Below are 16,176 nucleotides of genomic sequence, written 5' to 3'. Positions count from 1 at the left end.
CATGACGAACTCGGCGTTCCTGCTGGTGGGCGTGCTCGCCGTGCCGCTGCTCGGCGCGGTCGCGGCGCTGCTGCTGCGCGGCCGGGCCGGTGCCGTGGCCGCGACCGTCGCGTCGGTGCTCACGCTGCTGCTGACGGTGCCCATGTTCACCACGCGCGGGCTGGTGAAGCCCGCCGGGCGCGGCCCGCAGCTGTGGCACGAGGCCGACTGGTCCTGGGTGCCCGCGCTGGACCTGCGGCTGCACCTGGGCGTGGACGGCATCTCATACCCCCTGGTCGTGCTGACCGCGCTGCTCACCGTGCTGTGCTGCGGCTACCTGCTGTGGCAGCGGCCGGAGCGGGCGGGCCTGCTCGCCGCGCTGCTGCTGGTGATCGAGGTGGGCATCCTCGGCACCTTCCTCGCCTTCAACCTGGTGCTGTTCTTCCTGGCGTTCGAGGTGGTGCTGCTGCCGATGGCGGCGGTCATCGCCGGGTGGGGCGGGCCCGCCCGCCGCGCCGCCGCGCTGAAGTTCGCCCTCTACACCCTGGCCGGATCGGTGCTGCTGCTGGTCGGCGTGGTGGCCGTGGTGGTGCAGACCGGCACCGCGGACCTGGTGAGCCTCACCGCCGCGCCCACCCTGTCGCACACCGCGCAGCTGTGGATCTTCGGGTTGTTCGCGCTCGCGTTCGCGGTGAAGAGCCCGCTCTGGCCGCTGCACACCTGGCTGCCCGACGCGCACACCGAGGCGCCGACCGTGGGCAGCGTCGTGCTGGCCGGGGTGCTGCTGAAGATGGGCACGTACGGCCTGATCCGGGTCGGGCTCGGGGTGACGCCCGAGGGCGCCGCCGCGTTCGCTCCGGCGCTGGGCGTGCTCGCCGTCGCCGCGATCCTGATCGGGTCGCTGGTGTGCCTCACCCAGACCGAGCTGAAGCGGCTGATCGCGTACTCGTCCGTCGGTCACATGGGCTTCGTGCTGCTCGGCATCGCGACGCTCAGCGAGATCGGCGTGCAGGCCGCGCTGCTCGGCAACATCGCGCACGGCCTGCTCACCGGCCTGCTGTTCTTCCTCGCCGGGGCGATCAAGGACCGGGCGCACACCGGCCTGCTGGCCGACCTGGGCGGCCTGCGCGAGCGGCAGCCCTGGCTGGCGGGCGTGCTCGGCTTCGCCGCGCTGGGCAGCCTCGGACTGCCCGGCCTGGCCGGCTTCTGGGGCGAGGCGTTCGCCGTGGTCGCCGCCGTGCAGCGGGGCGGCACCCTGTGGACGGTGCTGGCCGTGCTCGCCGCGATCGGCGGGGCGCTGACCGCGGCGTACCTGCTGCGCCTGCTGCGCCGGGTCAGCCACGGCCCGCAGGCCGCGGTGCTGGCCGGCGCGCCCGAGGCGCGCACCCCCGAACTGGCCGCCTGGTCCCCGCTGGTGCTGCTGGCGCTGCTGCTCGGCGTCGCGCCGATGCTGGTGCTGGAGCTGTCGGCGAGTACGGTGTCCGCCCTGACGACGGGAGCGCCGTGAACCTCCAGATGATGCTGCCGCTGCTGGTCGCGGCCGGGACGGCGCTCGCGGCACTGGTCGTGGACCTGTTCACCCAGCCCCGCTGGCGCTGGCCGTACGGGGTCGCGCTGGCCGGGGCGGCGCTCACCGCCGCGGCCGCGTTCGCGGTGCAGCCGCGCCAGATCGGCACCTTCTGCGCCGGGCTGGCCGCGCCCGGCGGCACCGAGGTCATGCCGGTGGACTGCGCGTACGTCTACGACGCGCGCGCCCGCCTGATCACCGTGCTGGTCGCCGCGCTGACCGTGGGGGCGCTGCTGCTCTACGCCCCGGCGCTGCGCCGCGGCGACTCGCCCGCGGGCGAGACGGTGTTCCTGTTCGCGTGCGCGATGACCGGTGGCGTCGCGCTTGCCGCCGCCGGTGACCTGATCACCCTGATCGTGGCCTTGGAGACGCTGACCGTCCCGCTGTACGCCCTGGTGGCGCTGCACCGGCGGCGGGCCGGCACGGCCGCGGCTGCCTCGGTGACGTTCTTCGCCACCAGCGTGGTCGCCACCGCGGTGACCCTGCTCGGCGCCGCGCTGCTCTACCTGGCCTCGGGCACCGTGCAGCTGCGCGGTCTGGTCTCCGCGCCGCTGTTCGCCGGGGACGACTGGCGACCCGTCGCCCTGACCGGCCTGGCGCTGATCCTGGTCGGGCTCGGCTTCAAGGTGGCCGCCGTGCCGCTGCACGCCTGGGCGCCCGCCACGTACGAGGGCGCGCCGGTGCCCGTCGCCGCGTTCCTGTCCACCGCCTCCAAGCTCGGCGGTGTGGCCGCGATCCTGATCGTGGTGGACGGGGTGCTGGCCACCGGCGCGGCGGGCGACGACCGGAGCATGTTCGTCACCGCCGGGATCACGCTGGCCGTGCTCGCGGCGCTGTCCATGCTGGTCGGCACCCTGGTCGCACTGCGCCAGCGCCGCACGGTCCGGCTGCTGGCCTGGTCGTCGGTCGCGCAGGCCGGGTTCATCCTCGCGCCGCTGGGCGGGCTGGCCGGGCTCGCGCTCGCCGGTCCGGTCGACGGGCTGCTCGACGCGGCGCTCGTCTACACCGTGTTCTTCCTGGTGCTGGAGCTGGCCGCGTTCAGCGCGGTGGTGGCGCTGCGGCCGGGCGCGGCCGACGGCGGCACCCTGGCCGACCTGCACGGCCTGGGCCGGGGCGCGCCCTGGCGGGCTGCCGCGCTGACCTTCGCGCTGGTCGGCCTGGCCGGGCTGCCGCCGATGCTGGCCGGGCTGTTCGCCAAGATCACGGTGATCCAGGCGCTGCTGAGCGTCGACTCCTACCGGCTCGCCCTGCTCGTGGCGCTCGTCTCCGTCATCGGCCTCGCCGTGTACTGGCGTCCCGTCGCGGCCCTCTACCGCGCCGCCGACACCCCGGCCGACGCCGCCCCCGCGCACTGGGCCCCCGCCGCGGCGCTCGCGCTCGCCACCGCCGCCGGGGTGGTGCTCACCGTGGCGCCGCAGCTCGTCTACGCCGCCGTCACCGCCTGGCGGTGACCTCGCCCACACCACGAACGCCCAGGCCGTGTTCACGACCTGGGCGTTCGCGCATACGGCGGTGATTAGGCTGATTGTCAGCATGTTCCCAGCTCACATCGGGAAGGTGGCTACCGGAGGTATCCGTTGCACCTGATGCGCGGCCCACGCCGCGCCATCGACGGAGGGAAGGTATGCACAGCCACAACGGTCTGAAGACGGCAGCGCTGCTCGGCCTGCTGACCGGCATCATCCTGGCGATCGGCTACTGGCTCGGGGGCAGCACGGGCCTGTTCATCGCGGTGATCGTGTCGCTGCTGATGAACGGAGTGAGCTACTTCTTCTCGGACAAACTCGCGCTGCGCTCGATGCGCGCCCAACCGGTCAGCGAGGCGGAGTTCCCCCAGCTCTACCAGATGGTGCGCGAACTCTCCCAGCAGGCGGGCCAGCCCATGCCCCGCCTGTACGTCAGCCCGACCATGCAGCCCAACGCCTTCGCCACCGGCCGCAACCCGGAGCACGCCGCGGTCGCGGTGACCGAGGGCATCACCCGCATCCTCGACTACCGCGAGCTGCGCGCGGTCATCGGCCACGAGCTGTCGCACGTGTACAACCGCGACATCCTGATCTCCAGCGTCGCCGGCGCGCTCGCCGGCATCATCACCATGCTGGCCAACCTGGCGTGGTTCCTGCCGATCGGCGGGGACGACGAGGACGGCCCCAACCCGCTGGCCATGCTCATGATGCTGATCCTCGGCCCGATGGCGGCGACCGTCATCCAGCTCGCGATCAGCCGCAGCCGGGAGTTCCAGGCCGACGCGTCCGGCGCCCAGCTGACCAACGACCCGCTCGCGCTGGCCAGCGCCCTCAAGAAGATCCACATGGGGGTACAGCAGATGCCGCTGCCCGCCGAGGGCCAGCTCGCCAGCTCCGCCCACCTGATGATCGACAACCCGCTCAAGGGCGGTGGCCTGGCGAACATGTTCTCCACCCACCCGCCGATGGAGGAGCGGGTGCGGCGCCTGGAGGCGATGGCGGCCAGCTCCGGCCCCATCCAGTACATGCGCTGACGTCGCTGTCACCGAAAGGCCCCGCCCTGCTGGCGGGGCCTTTCCCTGTGGCGTGCACCCGATAGGCTGCGCGCCATGTCGCAGCCCAGGCTCGCCCTGTCGATCGGTGTACCCACCGGCATCAAGATCTTCGCCACCGTGGTGGCCGCCTTCATGATCGCCGGAAGCGTGCTGGTCGCGGTGCTCGCGTTCGGCTTCTCGTTCTTCGCCCGCACGACCGTGAACTCCACCATCGGCGACGGCGAGTGGCACGTCGACGACAACGGCAACCTGGTCCCCGGCCCCGCCCCCGACCCCGGCTCCAGCCTCGCCGGCGGCGTCAGTGTCATCGGCCTCGCCGGTGCCGCATGCGCCCTGCTCGTCATCCTCGTCGCCGGCTACATGGTGCTGCGGGTATGGCGCACCGCCGCCTGGCTGGAGGGCACCGTGCTCACCGTGCGCGGCGCGCTCGGCAGCAAGACCGCCGACCTGGCCACCTCGATCGTCACCGGCGGCTCCCAGCTGCAGGCCGTCGGCACCGGCGAGGCGCGCAGCTACCACCGCGTGCAGGTGCTCCACGCCGCCGACCCGCGCTCCGGCGTGCAGCTCACCCTGCCCCTGCGCGGCGCCGGACTCGCCATGCTGCCCGCCGCGCAGCTCACCGCGCTCGCCGACGCCATCACCCGGGGCCGCCCCCGTACGGAGGCGACCGAGAGCTCGTTCGTGGTCGCCGAGCGCCTCCGGGACTTCGCCCGCGACCCCTTCGCCTGAGCGCCGATCGTCCGTCCGCCGAGCCGAGCTGCCGGAGGGCGCTGCGCGGTGACGGCTCGCACACCGTTGGTGGCCGAGCCGCTCCCGGGGCGGCCCGGAAACCGGTCGAACGCCCCTGCCGGGCACGAAACGGCACCGGGTTTCTCGGTTATCGATGGGGATCCCACCGGGCCAGACTGCGGCGGTGACGAATCTCCCTCCCCACGGCCCGCAGCACACCCAGCAGTGGTACCTGCCGCCCACGGCCCCGCGGCGGGGCTTCCTCGCGAGCCTGCGCGTTGGCCAGAAAGCCCTCCTGCTCTTCGGCGGCGGCTTCGTCGCCATGCTGCTCGCCTGCTGCGGCGGGCTCGTCGTCGTCGGCGCCTTCACCGACCCGCCGCAGGACGCCGGGCGCCCGGCCGGCCAGGCCGCGCCCGCGGCAGTGGTGAACAGCGAGCCCTCCCCGTCGCCGTCGGCCGTGGCCGAGGCCGGTGAGGTCACTCCTGCGCCGAGCGCGTCGGCTCTCGTGGAGAAGCGCACCGTCACCGAGACGGCCGCGATCCCGTACTCGACCCGCCGGGTCAACGACCCGAACCTGGCCAAGGGCAAGACGAAGGTCAAGACGGCGGGCGTGAACGGTGTGAAGACGCGCACCTACGAGGTGACCTACACCGACGGCGTGGAGACCGCGAAGACACTGGTCAGCGAGGTGGTCACCAAGCAGCCGGTCACCAAGGTCATCCTGGTGGGCACGAAGCCGACGTCCTCGTCCTCCTGCGACCCGAACTACGCCTGGGCCTGCGTGCCCATCGCCTCCGACGTCGACTGCGCCGGGGGCAGCGGCAACGGCCCCGCGTATGTCACCGGCCCGGTGAAGGTCATCGGCACCGACATCTACGACCTGGACCGCGACGGCGACGGGATCGGCTGCGACTGAGCCCGGCCCGCCCTCGGCTGATCGAGGCTCCCGCCCTGCCGCGTCGGCGGCATCGCGGGAGCCTCGCTCGTCACCTGCTCTGGGAGCCGGGCGGCTCAGGAGGCGTCCGGCTCCCAGAGCAGGAGCTGGCGGTGGTGGCTGAAGCCGTTGCGAAGGTAGAAGTCGACCGCGCGGCGGCCGGAGTGGACGGTCACGTGCAGCAGCCCCCGCTTGCGGGCCTCGGCGAGGATCGCCGCCATCAGCGCGCCGCCGATGCCGCGGCCGCGGTGCTCCTCGCGGACCATGACGGACTGGACGTCGCCGTACCACCGCTCCGGCGATCCGTTGCCGGGCACCCGTTCCGCGACGAGCAGCCAGGCGGCGCCGACCACCCGCCCGTCGATCTCGGCGGCGAACGGCAGGTAGGTCTCCGCGCGGGCGGCCATCCAGGCGGCGAACGGCTCGAGCTGGTCCCCGTCGATGCCGCGCAGTTCGGCGAGCGCCGCCACATCCGCCACGCCGGCCCTTCGCACGATCACCCGGCGGAGTCTAGGCCCGCTCGCGGCCGCGCGGTGGCCCCGCGGCGAGCCGCTGGACCACCGCCGGCATGACGTACGGGACTACCGGTAGTTGGTGAACTGAAGGGCCACGCCGAAGTCGCCGGCCTTGAGCAGGGCGATGACCTCCTGGAGGTCGTCCTTCTTCTTGCCGGTGACGCGGAGCTGGTCGCCCTGGATCTGCGCCTGCACGCCCTTCGGGCCCTCGTCCCGGATCGCCTTGGAGATCGCCTTGGCCTTCTCCTGGTCGATGCCCTGGATGATCTTGCAGTCGATCTTGTAGGTCTTGCCCGAGGCCTTCGGGTCGCCCGCGTCCAGCGACTTGAGCGAGATGTTCCGCTTGATCAGCTTCTCCTTGAAGACGTCCAGCGCGGCCCGGACCCGGTCCTCGGTGTTCGCCTGGAGCGTGACGCCCTCTTCGCCGGCCCACGCGATGGAGGCTCCCGTGTCGCGGAAGTCGAACCGGGTGCCCATCTCCTTCTCGGCCTGGTGCAGCGCGTTGTCCACCTCCTGCCGATCAACCTTGCTGACGATGTCGAACGACGGGTTAGCTGCCATGCGTACCGTTTTAGCAGATCCCGCGGCGCGGCGTGCCCATGGTCCAACCCGGTTGCACATCGCCGCCCGTGTACCGCTATCCTTATCGAGCCAACGCCGCGAAGATGGTGCTGGCAGCGCTGTGACCAGGCGGGTTGCCCGAGCGGCCAATGGGAGCGGACTGTAAATCCGTCGCGAAAGCTACAGAGGTTCGAATCCTCTACCCGCCACCAACAGCAGAAGAGCCCCTGACCGGACACCGGTCGGGGGCTCTTTCCGTATAGGGCCGCCTTCGCGGCGAAGATCGCGGTCTCGTGTCTGAACCTTGAGTCCAGCCGCACCTTTCGACACGAAACTGCGATCATGCCGCCGCTCGGCAGACGTACCACCCCTCAATGGCGGCTCACGCGCCGACGGCGCCCAGCGCTCCGGCCGGGCCGGGGGAGAGCTTGCCGATCGGCTCCCACAGCCGCGGCAGCTGCCGCGCCGCGGCCGCCACGGTGCCGTCGGTCACGGCGAGCAGGGCGAGATGCCGGCAGGCGTGCGCGGCGACCGCGTCCAGGTCCACCGAGAGAGGGCTGGGGGTGAGCGGATGCGCGCCGGTGCTCGCCGCGTCCAGCTGCACCGGCCGGGTGTCCCGCGGCCGCAGATCCGGCAGCGCGGCGTACGTCAGCACGACCGTGCCCTCGGCCACCCGCCACGAGGTGGAGTGCAGCAGGCCACCCTCGGTGCACGGCGAAAGCCCCGCGAGCTGCCGGGCGACGTCGTCCGGGTGCGCCCCACCGGCCACCGGCGTGCGCAGGTCGCGGTAATACAGCACGCCTGCCTGCTCGGACAGCACGATGACCTCGACGACGACACCAGGCCCACTCACAAGTTGCGAGTCTCCTGCTGTTGCCAATGAATCGCAATAACCGGCCCGTGTGTCAGCGCCCGTCCCCTTAGAGCGGGGTGGGCGGTGTTCGGGGAGGACGTCGCCCGTCCGGGTGATCGTGCGGATCTCGGCGGCCATCGCGCGCACGGTGCGGAGGGCTGTGGTGCGCAGTGCGTCGTGCCGAGGCGGGTGGGGAACGGCATGGCCGGACGGTGGGGGCCGTCGATGCGTGCCGCCGCCCCGGCGGCCGGTGGGGCGGGTCCGCGCCTCGCGGTGGCGCGGCTCGCCGGTGAGCCGGCTCAGCGGTGCAGGTGCTCCAGATTGCGCCATTCGCCCTGCGCACAGAGGCCGTCGGCGACACGCCGGGCCTCTCTCTCGGTGGCGTACTCCCGCATCACGGACTTGCCGTGCTGGCGGTGCTCGACCTCCCAAGGCCCGGCCGGATTCACGCGCAGGAACACGTCCTGCCGCCGGTAACTCGCCGTCGTGCCGTTCCATCGGTGCTCAACCAGTCGCATCATGAGCGGCATCGTACACATGTTCGAACGAGGGCAGAAGACTATCCGGGCGCGGCACGGAGACGTACAGTGGTGACTCGTGCTCCGGCGGTTCAGGAGCGGTGGTGCGGCTGGACTACCGAATCACCACCGAACGGCTAGAATTCCGCGTGTCGGCGGCGTGGCACGCCCAGCGGGCTTCCTCCGGTGCCAGCGATTGTGGCACGATCCATGTCAGCCCCCTGGCGTCCCGCTGTATTCGTGGAGTCGACGATGCGTACGAACAAGATTTGCGCCCTTCTGGGCCGCGGCGCAATCATCGCGGTCCTCGGCGTGGCGACCGTCGCTGCTGTGGCTTCCCCGGCCTCGGCCCGGTACTCGTTCGACGGCGATGTCGTCCCCAAGCGTTCGCTGTCCTACACCGACTCCCTGGAGTGGGGTTCCGCGCCCGCCGCCGACCCCACCGCCGGCCCGGCGGAGACCGGCCTGGAGGAGCGCAGCCTCGAGTGGGGCTGAGCCCGCTCGGCTAGGACGACACCGAATGGATTGGGCGAACGGCATTGGCGAGGACTGACCGGCGCGTCCAACGATCGCCTGAGCTCTCCTGGTTGATAACCGGGCCGCTGGCGCTGATGACACTGCTGCTCAGCGCCATCACGCTGCACGAGTCGCCCGAGCCGCTCGGCAAGTGGTGGCTCGGCCTCGTCTTCTTCGGCCTGTTCCTCGTCGCCGAGCTGACCGTGCTGCACTTCGAGGTGCGCCGGCACACGGTGATCCTGACCCTGGCCGACATCCCGTTCCTGCTGGGCCTGTGTTTCCTGCCGCCGATCACGCTGATCCTGGTACGGCTGGCCGTGGTGGCGCTGGCGCAGTGGCGCCGCAAGGCCGCCCCGGTCAAGGCCGCCTTCAACATCACCCTGATGGGCGCCAGCACCGCCTGCGCCAACCTGGTCGTGCTGCAGGGCGGCCCGCTGGAGGCGAGCGACCCGCGCAGCTGGGGCGTGCTGGTGGCGGCGGTGCTGACCACCATCCTGGTCAGCGCGGCGGGCGTGGTCGGCGTGATCACGCTGGTGCAGGGCCGGTTCGCGCCGCAGGAGCTGGCCGCGACCGTGGTGCCCGCCGCCGTGGTGATGCTCTTCAACACCACCATCGGCCTGGCCGTGCTGGTCATCCTGCAGCAGGGTGCCGCGGCGTATCTGCTCCTCGCGGTCCTGCTGGTGTTCTTCGCGCTCGCCTATCGCGGCTACGCGGGGTCGATGAACCAGCACCGGACGCTGACCGAGATCTACGACCTGACCGCCGCCATCTCCGACACGCCGCACGACGGCACCCTGCCCGACGTGCTGCTGGGCCGGGTACGGCGGCTGCTCGGCGCGGAGTACGCCACGTTGTGGATGCCCGCGCAGGGCCGCCACCCGGAGGTGCTGCTCAGCTCGCGCCCCGACGACAAGGGCCTGCTGGACGTCGCGGGCTCGCCGGAGTCCCTGCGCAAGCAGGCGGTGGAGACGGGGCAGACCGTCGCGGTGAGCAAGAAGCTCGGCGACGACAACCTGCGCGCCCAGCTGCGCGACTTCGGCGCCAAGGACGCGATCGTGGTGCCGCTGCGGGCCAGCTCGGCGGTCATCGGCACGCTGGAGGTGGCCGGCCGGCTCGGTGACAACCTGAGCTTCGGCCAGGCCGACGTGCGGCTGCTGGAGGCGGTGGCCGCGCACGCCGCGGCGGCCGTCGAGAACAACCGCCTCGTCGACCGCCTGCGCTTCGACGCGTACCACGACGCGCTCACCGCACTGCCCAACCGGCGCCGCATCAGCCAGGCGCTGGAGGAGGCGGTGCGGGTCCGCGCGCCGGGCGAGGTCGTCGCGGTGCTGATGTTCGACGTCGACGGCCTGCGGGACGTGAACGACTCGCTCGGCCACGCCGCGGGCGACCAGCTGCTGGCCGAGGTCGCCACCCGGCTGCGCACCCTGTCGCCGCCCGCGGCCCTGGTGGGCCGGGTGGGCGGCGACGAGTTCGTGGTGACGCTGCGGCTGCCCAACGCCGCGGCCGCCCTGGAGCTGGCCGCCGACCTGCGCCGCCGCCTGCAGGACCGGATGACCTTCGGCTCGCTGACGCTCGACGTGGACGCCGCGGTCGGGGTGAGCCTGCACCCGGAGCACGGCTCCGATCCGGCCACCCTGATCCAGCGCGCCGACGTGGCCACCCATGCGGCCAAGTCGCTGGCGGGCGGGGTGCAGCTGTTCGACCTGGCGCTGGAGTCGCGCTCGGTGCGGCGGCTCGGGCTCGCCGGGGACCTGCGCCGCGCCCTCGACAACGGCGAGCTGGAGGTCTACTTCCAGCCCAAGGTCACGCTGCGGGATCGCCGCCTGGTCGGGGTCGAGTGCCTGGCCCGCTGGGAGCACCCGACGCACGGCGCGGTGCAGCCGGAGGACTTCGTCGCGGTCGCCGAGCACACCGGCCAGCTGTCCCGGCTGACCGAGGTGGTGCTGCGGGAGGGCCTGCGCCGCGCCCGGCAGTGGGTGGACGCGGGCCGGCCGCTGTCGGTGGCGGTGAACCTGTCCCCGCGCACCCTGGTCGACCCGGCCTTCCCCGACCGGGTGGACGCGCTGCTGCAGGAGTACGGCGTCTCGCCCGACCGGCTCACCCTGGAGATCACCGAGGACGGGGTGGTGGACGGCGTCGACCGGCTCCTGCCCACCCTGCGCCGCCTCTACGACCTGGGCGTGCACCTGTCCGTGGACGACTTCGGCACCGGCTACTCGTCGCTGTCCTACCTGCGCCGGCTGCCCGTGCACGAGGTGAAGGTGGACCGGTCGTTCGTGCAGGGCATGGCGACCGACCCGGGCGACCTGGCGATCGTGCGGGCCGTGGTGGACATCTCGCGGCACTTCGGGCTGAGCGTGGTCGCCGAGGGCGTGGAGAGCGAGCTGACGCTGGAGCTGCTGGAGGAGATCGGCTGCGACATCGGCCAGGGCTTCCTGTTCAGCCGGCCGCTGCCGTACGAGCGGCTGGAGGCCTGGCTTGGCGCCCAGACCGACGCCGAGCCGACGCCGCTGGGCGAGGTGCGCCGCCTGCGCGCGGTCGGCTGAGAAAGCCCCGCGGCGCGTCGGGGGAACCCGATTTCGCGGGAGCGCCGATGTTGTGTACTCTTACCAAGGCGCGCGGCGAGGTGGGAAACCACCAGGCAGCGAGCACGCCCCCTTAGCTCAGTCGGCAGAGCGTCTCCATGGTAAGGAGAAGGTCTACGGTTCGATTCCGTAAGGGGGCTCGACCGGACTCCCGGTGCATCCACCGGGAGGGCCGCCCAGCGGTGTAGCTCAGTTGGCAGAGCAAGCGGCTCATAATCGCTGTGTCGCCGGTTCAAATCCGGCCACCGCTACGCTGTGTTGATGCACTGGCGCACAGCCAGTCCAACGCGAGACCAGAGTCGGCTCTGTCTGGCTGGTCGCACGGTGTAAGGATCGCCACTGGCGGGCCTTTTGCATGTCTGGATGGGCGCGGCCTATTCTGGCATGTCGGTAACTTAAGCAGCTTGTCTAGGAAGAGGCACTCCCGTGGCCAAGGCGACTGACGTACGTCCAAAGATCACCATGGCGTGCGTGGACTGCAAGGAGCGGAACTACATCACCAAGAAGAACCGGCGTAACGACCCGGATCGGATTGAGCTGAAGAAGTTCTGCCCGCGCTGCGGCAAGCACACCGCGCACCGCGAGACCCGCTGACCTAGCGGTCCAGCAGACGTTCCCGGCAGGGGGCGGCCCGTCAGGGCCGCCCCCTGCTGGCATAGGTTGCCAGGTATGCCGTTGGACCAGTCATTCGTCGGGCGGACGTATCCGCCGACCGAGCCCTACCAGGTGGGGCGCGAGAAGATCAGGGAGTTCGCCACCGCGATCGGCGCGGAGGACGCCCTGTACCACGATGTGGAGGCCGCGCAGAAGGCCGGCTACCGCGACGTGGTGGCGCCGCCCACCTTCCCGATCATCCTGAGCTTCGCCGCGATGGAGCAGATCGTCACGGACCCCGAGCTGGGCATGGACTACAGCCGGGTGGTCCACGGCGACCAGCGCTTCGCGTACCGCCGCCCGATCGTGGCCGGGGACGAGCTCGTCGTGGTCAGCAGCATCGACGACGTCACCCAGCGGGGCGGGCACGACTTCCTCACCACGCGCGCGGAGCTGGCCACCCCGGCCGGCGAGCCGGTGGTCACGGTCTGGTGCAAGCTCGTCGTCCGAGGGCATGGTGAGTGAGTTGGCGTTCGAGAAGGGCCAGCAGCTGCCGCTGCAGACGTTCCGGGTGACCCGGGCGGACCTGATCCGCTATGCGGGGGCCTCGGGTGACTTCAATCCCATCCACTGGAGCGAGCGCACCGCCGTCGGCGTCGGGCTGCCGGGGGTGATCGCGCACGGGATGTACACCATGGCGCTGGCGGGCCGGGCGGCCACGGGCTGGGCCGGATCGGCCGACGCGGTGCTGGACATCCAGGCGCGGTTCACCCGCCCGGTGCCGGTGCCGGACACCGACGAGGGCACCGAGGTGGAGTTCACCGCGGTGGTGAAGAGCGTGTCGGAGGACGGTCTGGTCACCTTCGACCTCACCGCGATCTGTGCGGGCGAGAAGGTGTTGGCGCAGGCCAGAGCCATGATCAAGCAGATTTGACGGCCGATTCCGGCGACGGCCGGCCGGTGGCGAGAGAAAATAGGGAGAGCCAGTTGGCCCACCCGCCCATCTACCCGTACACTGGTCGGCCGTGGGGTTAATGACCTCCGCCGGTGGCTCTCGGCCATCGGAGGGGCGAGTTTTCCCGCACAGGGGTGTGGCGCAATTGGCAGCGCAGCGGTCTCCAAAACCGCAGGTTGCAGGTTCGAGTCCTGTCGCCCCTGCGGCTTTGGCCTGCCGGCCCGCGGTGGGCGATCCTGGTGGAACGGCTCACCGGTTGTCCTCCGCGACGACCGCCGGCCGCGGACCATGGTCGTATGGCCCGCATCGGCCCCACAGGGGGCGGGCCAGAACAGGTGCACCTCGCGGACTCTGCGGGGGCACACGGGACCGTGTCCCTTCACGGTTCCGACACCACCCCGCGAGATGGAAGTAGGGCGAAGTGGCCGAGAGCAACCGACGTGGCGAGGACGCCGCGGCCGAGCACGTTGACGACGTGTTCGACGACGCTGTCGACGATGACGCCCAGGACGACGAGACCGTCTCCGGCGGCCGGGGCACCGCGACCAAGTCGCGCAAGGTGACGGATGGCAAGGACTCGCGCGCGGTCAAGAGCGCGGAGAAGTCCGAGAAGGTCGGCTTCTTCGGCAGGATCGGACGTTTTGTCCGCGAGGTCGTCGCCGAGCTGCGTAAGGTCATCTGGCCGACCCGTAATGAGCTGCTGACCTACACCGCCGTCGTGCTGGTGTTCGTCTCGGCCATCATGGCGATCGTGGTGGGGCTCGACTACCTCTACGCCAAGGGTGTGCTGTTCGTCTTCGGTGAGCCGAAGTAAATACCTAGGGAAGTGAGCGAGCTACGTGCCTGAGTACGACGAGACGGCCCACACGGACGACACCGAGCTGACCTCCGCGGTCGCGGTGTCCGAGGAGCCCACCCTCGTGACGGAGCCCGCTGACGACGAGTTCGACCCGGCGGCGGAGCTGCGGCAGAAGCTGCGCTTCGCGCCCGGCGACTGGTACGTGGTGCACTCGTACGCCGGTTACGAGAACAAGGTCAAGACCAACCTCGAGACCCGGATCACGAGCCTCGACATGGAGGAGTACATCTTCCAGGTCGAGGTGCCGACCCGCGAAGAGGTCGAGGTCAAGAACGGCAAGCGCACCCAGGTGCAGAGCAAGGTCTTCCCCGGCTACCTGCTGGTCCGCATGGACCTGACGCCGGAGTCCTACTCCTGCGTGCGCAACACGCCGGGCGTGACCGGGTTCGTGGGTGCCACCGACCGTGCCGACCGCCCGGCGCCGCTGAGCCTCGACGAGGTGCTCAAGTGGTTGCTGCCCGCGGTCGAGCAGCCGGGCGGGCCGGCGAAGAAGGCCAAGGCCGAGGTCAGGGTGCTGGACTTCGAGGTCGGCGACTCGGTCACGGTGACCGACGGCGCCTTCGCCTCGCTGCCGGCCACCATCTCCGAGATCAACGCCGACCAGCAGAAGCTCAAGGTCCTGGTGTCGATCTTCGGTCGGGAGACCCCGGTCGAGCTGAACTTCAACCAGGTCGCCAAGATCTGAGCTGTCAGGCGGACGTGATGTCGCGGCGGGTGCCTCCGGGTGCCCGCCGCGAGTCGTCTCGGTCACGTCCGGCCCGGTAGGGGCGACCTCGCCGGATCGGCGCCCGCGAGTATGCGCTAACCTAGAACGTCCGGCCTGTGCCGCGCGCTGACCGTGCGCGCTCAACGCACCGGCCGGTCCGGTGTAAACCACCCGCGATCCGCCGATCCGGCGGGTCGACAAGTCCCAGGAAGTAGACATGCCTCCGAAGAAGAAACTCGTCAAGACGTTCACGCTGCAGCTCAAGGCCGGCCAGGCCACCCCGGCTCCGCCGGTCGGCCCGGCGCTGGGTCAGCACGGCGTGAACATCATGGAGTTCTGCAAGGCGTACAACGCCCAGACCGAGTCGTCGCGTGGCGACATCATCCCGGCCCAGATCAGCGTGTACGAGGACCGTTCGTTCACGTTCGTGCTGAAGACGCCGCCGGCCGCGCGCCTGCTCATCAAGGCGGCCGGTGTGGCCAAGGGCTCCGGCACGCCGCACACCACCAAGGTCGGTTCGGTGACCCGCGCCCAGGTGCGCGAGATCGCCGAGAAGAAGATGTCCGACCTGAACGCCAACGACCTGGACATGGCCGAGCGCATCATCGCCGGCACCGCCCGGTCGATGGGCATCACCGTCAAGGACTGAACGCCGCTCGCGGCGCCCGCCGCAGACGGTGACCCCGAACGTCGTGGGAGGGCCCCGGACGGGGCTCGACACAACCACAGGAGATCTTGAGAATGAAGCACGGCAAGAGCTACAACAAGGCCGCTGAGCAGGTCGACCGGAACAAGCTGTACACCCCGGTCGAGGCCATCAAGCTGGCCAAGGACACCACCAAGGTCAAGTTCGACGCCACGGTCGAGGTCGCGATGCGCCTCGGCGTCGACCCCCGCAAGGCGGACCAGATGGTCCGCGGCGTGGTCAACCTGCCGCACGGCACCGGTAAGACCGCCCGCGTCATCGTCTTCGCCTCCGGCGAGAAGGCCGCCGAGGCGACCGCCGCCGGCGCCGACGCCGTCGGGACCGACGAGCTGGTGGCCCGTATTCAGGAGGGCTGGCTGGACTTCGACGCCGCGATCGCGACGCCGGACCAGATGGCCAAGATCGGCCGGATCGCGCGGATCCTGGGCCCGCGCGGCCTCATGCCGAACCCGAAGACCGGCACGGTGACCATGGACATCGCCAAGGCGGTGTCGGACATCAAGGGCGGCAAGATCACCTTCCGGGTGGACAAGCACTCGAACCTGCACCTGATCATCGGCAAGGCCTCGTTCACCGCTGAGCAGCTGGTGGACAACTACGCCGCGGTGCTGGAGGAGGTCCTGCGGTCGAAGCCGTCGGCGTCCAAGGGCAAGTACCTCAAGAAGGTGTTCGTCACCACCACCATGGGCCCCGGCATCCCGGTCGACCCGAACGTGACGCGCAACCTGCAGGGCGAAGAGGCCTGATCCGCCTCCCCGTCCACGCGAAAGGCGCCACCCGCACCCGCGGGCGGCGCCTTTCCGCTTTCCCGGGCCGTACCCCCGTCATGATCGGTGGTTCGTGTCAGAAGGTGTGGTCCAGCCGCACTTTCTGACACGAGACCGCGATCATGCCCGGGACGTGACTCACACCCCCCGGATTTGGCGGGGCGGAGCAGGTCACGTATCGTTACCGCCAACAGTTCCACCCAAAGACCGCTGGTCATCTGATCCGGAGCACTCCGGAGCACGATCGAAGGCCCCGTCGCTCGGCAACGAGCGGGACACGGGCGGCCCGCGCAGGGAAGAACGGTGAG

The 16,176-nt window shown here is 71.0% G+C and carries 18 protein-coding genes and 4 tRNA genes; 18 read left to right on the top strand and 4 right to left on the bottom strand.

Features of this window, described 5'->3' with window-relative positions; genetic code table 11:
- Position 1 precedes the first annotated feature (1 nt).
- The 5 genes from Cba03nite_RS03775 (at position 2) to Cba03nite_RS03755 (ending at position 5,712) form a co-directional block, all read left to right on the top strand.
- Positions 2 to 1,486, top strand: a complete 1,485-nt coding sequence (locus Cba03nite_RS03775) for a complex I subunit 4 family protein (protein WP_203741789.1) — start codon at positions 2 to 4, stop codon at positions 1,484 to 1,486.
- 8 nt (positions 1,487 to 1,494) lie between these two features.
- Positions 1,495 to 2,997, top strand: coding sequence for an NADH-quinone oxidoreductase subunit N (locus Cba03nite_RS03770; RefSeq protein ID WP_203742131.1), 1,503 nt, complete (start codon positions 1,495 to 1,497; stop codon positions 2,995 to 2,997).
- A 173-nt stretch (positions 2,998 to 3,170) separates the two neighbouring features.
- Positions 3,171 to 4,046 (top strand): zinc metalloprotease HtpX, encoded by an 876-nt coding sequence (gene htpX, locus Cba03nite_RS03765; protein WP_203741787.1) that lies wholly within the window; start codon positions 3,171 to 3,173, stop codon positions 4,044 to 4,046.
- Between the two features lie 75 nt (positions 4,047 to 4,121).
- Entirely contained in the window at positions 4,122 to 4,796 is a 675-nt protein-coding gene (locus Cba03nite_RS03760) for a hypothetical protein (protein WP_203741785.1), read from the top strand.
- A gap of 184 nt (positions 4,797 to 4,980) precedes the next feature.
- Positions 4,981 to 5,712: a G5 domain-containing protein gene (locus Cba03nite_RS03755; RefSeq protein ID WP_239125432.1), complete on the top strand. Its 732-nt coding sequence runs from the start codon at positions 4,981 to 4,983 to the stop codon at positions 5,710 to 5,712.
- Between the two features lie 95 nt (positions 5,713 to 5,807).
- Here the strand turns inward: Cba03nite_RS03755 and Cba03nite_RS03750 are convergent, their stop codons facing one another.
- Both Cba03nite_RS03750 and Cba03nite_RS03745 read right to left on the bottom strand, forming a co-directional pair.
- Positions 5,808 to 6,230: a GNAT family N-acetyltransferase gene (locus Cba03nite_RS03750; protein WP_239125431.1), complete on the bottom strand. Its 423-nt coding sequence runs from the start codon at positions 6,228 to 6,230 to the stop codon at positions 5,808 to 5,810.
- A gap of 81 nt (positions 6,231 to 6,311) precedes the next feature.
- A complete protein-coding gene (locus Cba03nite_RS03745) occupies positions 6,312 to 6,806 on the bottom strand; it encodes a YajQ family cyclic di-GMP-binding protein (protein ID WP_203741783.1) in 495 nt (164 codons plus the stop codon).
- Positions 6,807 to 6,934: 128 nt separating this feature from the next.
- On the opposite strand from Cba03nite_RS03745, the gene Cba03nite_RS03740 reads away from it, so the two are divergent.
- A tRNA-Tyr gene (locus Cba03nite_RS03740) sits at positions 6,935 to 7,018 on the top strand.
- 170 nt (positions 7,019 to 7,188) lie between these two features.
- Here the strand turns inward: Cba03nite_RS03740 and Cba03nite_RS03735 are convergent.
- Together Cba03nite_RS03735 and Cba03nite_RS03730 are read right to left on the bottom strand one after the other, a co-directional pair.
- Positions 7,189 to 7,659, bottom strand: coding sequence for a hypothetical protein (locus tag Cba03nite_RS03735; protein ID WP_203741781.1), 471 nt, complete (start codon positions 7,657 to 7,659; stop codon positions 7,189 to 7,191).
- A gap of 299 nt (positions 7,660 to 7,958) precedes the next feature.
- Positions 7,959 to 8,180 carry a hypothetical protein gene (locus Cba03nite_RS03730; protein ID WP_203741779.1) on the bottom strand — a complete coding sequence of 74 codons (222 nt, stop codon included), beginning with the start codon at positions 8,178 to 8,180 and terminating at the stop codon, positions 7,959 to 7,961.
- Positions 8,181 to 8,429: 249 nt separating this feature from the next.
- Here Cba03nite_RS03730 and Cba03nite_RS03725 point away from each other — a divergent pair, with 249 nt between their 5' ends.
- The 12 genes from Cba03nite_RS03725 to rplA all read left to right on the top strand — a co-directional run bounded on the left by Cba03nite_RS03725 (position 8,430) and on the right by rplA (position 15,847).
- Positions 8,430 to 8,672: a hypothetical protein gene (locus tag Cba03nite_RS03725; RefSeq protein WP_203741777.1), complete on the top strand. Its 243-nt coding sequence runs from the start codon at positions 8,430 to 8,432 to the stop codon at positions 8,670 to 8,672.
- A gap of 116 nt (positions 8,673 to 8,788) precedes the next feature.
- Positions 8,789 to 11,242, top strand: coding sequence for a sensor domain-containing phosphodiesterase (locus tag Cba03nite_RS03720; protein ID WP_203741775.1), 2,454 nt, complete (start codon positions 8,789 to 8,791; stop codon positions 11,240 to 11,242).
- A 106-nt stretch (positions 11,243 to 11,348) separates the two neighbouring features.
- Positions 11,349 to 11,421: transfer RNA gene (locus Cba03nite_RS03715), tRNA-Thr, on the top strand.
- Between the two features lie 38 nt (positions 11,422 to 11,459).
- Positions 11,460 to 11,532: transfer RNA gene (locus tag Cba03nite_RS03710), tRNA-Met, on the top strand.
- A 175-nt stretch (positions 11,533 to 11,707) separates the two neighbouring features.
- Positions 11,708 to 11,875, top strand: coding sequence for a 50S ribosomal protein L33 (gene rpmG / locus Cba03nite_RS03705; protein ID WP_018347744.1), 168 nt, complete (start codon positions 11,708 to 11,710; stop codon positions 11,873 to 11,875).
- Between the two features lie 75 nt (positions 11,876 to 11,950).
- Complete coding sequence (locus tag Cba03nite_RS03700) at positions 11,951 to 12,400, top strand: MaoC family dehydratase N-terminal domain-containing protein (protein WP_203741773.1); 450 nt, start codon at positions 11,951 to 11,953, stop codon at positions 12,398 to 12,400.
- Between the two features lies 1 nt (position 12,401).
- Complete coding sequence (locus Cba03nite_RS03695; RefSeq protein ID WP_373315718.1) at positions 12,402 to 12,809, top strand: MaoC family dehydratase; 408 nt, start codon at positions 12,402 to 12,404, stop codon at positions 12,807 to 12,809.
- A 151-nt stretch (positions 12,810 to 12,960) separates the two neighbouring features.
- Positions 12,961 to 13,033: transfer RNA gene (locus tag Cba03nite_RS03690), tRNA-Trp, on the top strand.
- Positions 13,034 to 13,251: 218 nt separating this feature from the next.
- On the top strand, positions 13,252 to 13,644 hold the full coding sequence (secE, locus tag Cba03nite_RS03685) for a preprotein translocase subunit SecE (RefSeq protein ID WP_203741769.1): 393 nt from the start codon (positions 13,252 to 13,254) through the stop codon (positions 13,642 to 13,644).
- Positions 13,645 to 13,669: 25 nt separating this feature from the next.
- Positions 13,670 to 14,374: a transcription termination/antitermination protein NusG gene (nusG, locus tag Cba03nite_RS03680; RefSeq protein ID WP_203741767.1), complete on the top strand. Its 705-nt coding sequence runs from the start codon at positions 13,670 to 13,672 to the stop codon at positions 14,372 to 14,374.
- A 238-nt stretch (positions 14,375 to 14,612) separates the two neighbouring features.
- Positions 14,613 to 15,044: a 50S ribosomal protein L11 gene (gene rplK, locus Cba03nite_RS03675; RefSeq protein ID WP_203741765.1), complete on the top strand. Its 432-nt coding sequence runs from the start codon at positions 14,613 to 14,615 to the stop codon at positions 15,042 to 15,044.
- Between the two features lie 92 nt (positions 15,045 to 15,136).
- Positions 15,137 to 15,847, top strand: coding sequence for a 50S ribosomal protein L1 (gene rplA / locus Cba03nite_RS03670; protein WP_203741763.1), 711 nt, complete (start codon positions 15,137 to 15,139; stop codon positions 15,845 to 15,847).
- Positions 15,848 to 16,176: the final 329 nt, after the last annotated feature.

It is taken from the genome of Catellatospora bangladeshensis, assembly GCF_016862575.1.
Taxonomy (GTDB): Bacteria; Actinomycetota; Actinomycetes; order Mycobacteriales; family Micromonosporaceae; genus Catellatospora; species Catellatospora bangladeshensis.
Note: the sequence above shows the minus strand (reverse complement) of the source record. Positions and strands in the feature narration are given on the sequence as shown.

Coding starts and splice junctions, on each gene's coding strand:
- Cba03nite_RS03775 (WP_203741789.1), top strand. CDS start 2: ATGACGAACTCGGCGTTCCTGCTGGTGGGCGTGCTCGCCGTGCCGCTG.
- Cba03nite_RS03770 (WP_203742131.1), top strand. CDS start 1,495: ATGATGCTGCCGCTGCTGGTCGCGGCCGGGACGGCGCTCGCGGCACTG.
- htpX (WP_203741787.1), top strand. CDS start 3,171: ATGCACAGCCACAACGGTCTGAAGACGGCAGCGCTGCTCGGCCTGCTG.
- Cba03nite_RS03760 (WP_203741785.1), top strand. CDS start 4,122: ATGTCGCAGCCCAGGCTCGCCCTGTCGATCGGTGTACCCACCGGCATC.
- Cba03nite_RS03745 (WP_203741783.1), bottom strand. CDS start 6,806: ATGGCAGCTAACCCGTCGTTCGACATCGTCAGCAAGGTTGATCGGCAG.
- Cba03nite_RS03730 (WP_203741779.1), bottom strand. CDS start 8,180: ATGATGCGACTGGTTGAGCACCGATGGAACGGCACGACGGCGAGTTAC.
- Cba03nite_RS03725 (WP_203741777.1), top strand. CDS start 8,430: ATGCGTACGAACAAGATTTGCGCCCTTCTGGGCCGCGGCGCAATCATC.
- Cba03nite_RS03720 (WP_203741775.1), top strand. CDS start 8,789: ATGACACTGCTGCTCAGCGCCATCACGCTGCACGAGTCGCCCGAGCCG.
- Cba03nite_RS03700 (WP_203741773.1), top strand. CDS start 11,951: ATGCCGTTGGACCAGTCATTCGTCGGGCGGACGTATCCGCCGACCGAG.
- rplK (WP_203741765.1), top strand. CDS start 14,613: ATGCCTCCGAAGAAGAAACTCGTCAAGACGTTCACGCTGCAGCTCAAG.
- rplA (WP_203741763.1), top strand. CDS start 15,137: ATGAAGCACGGCAAGAGCTACAACAAGGCCGCTGAGCAGGTCGACCGG.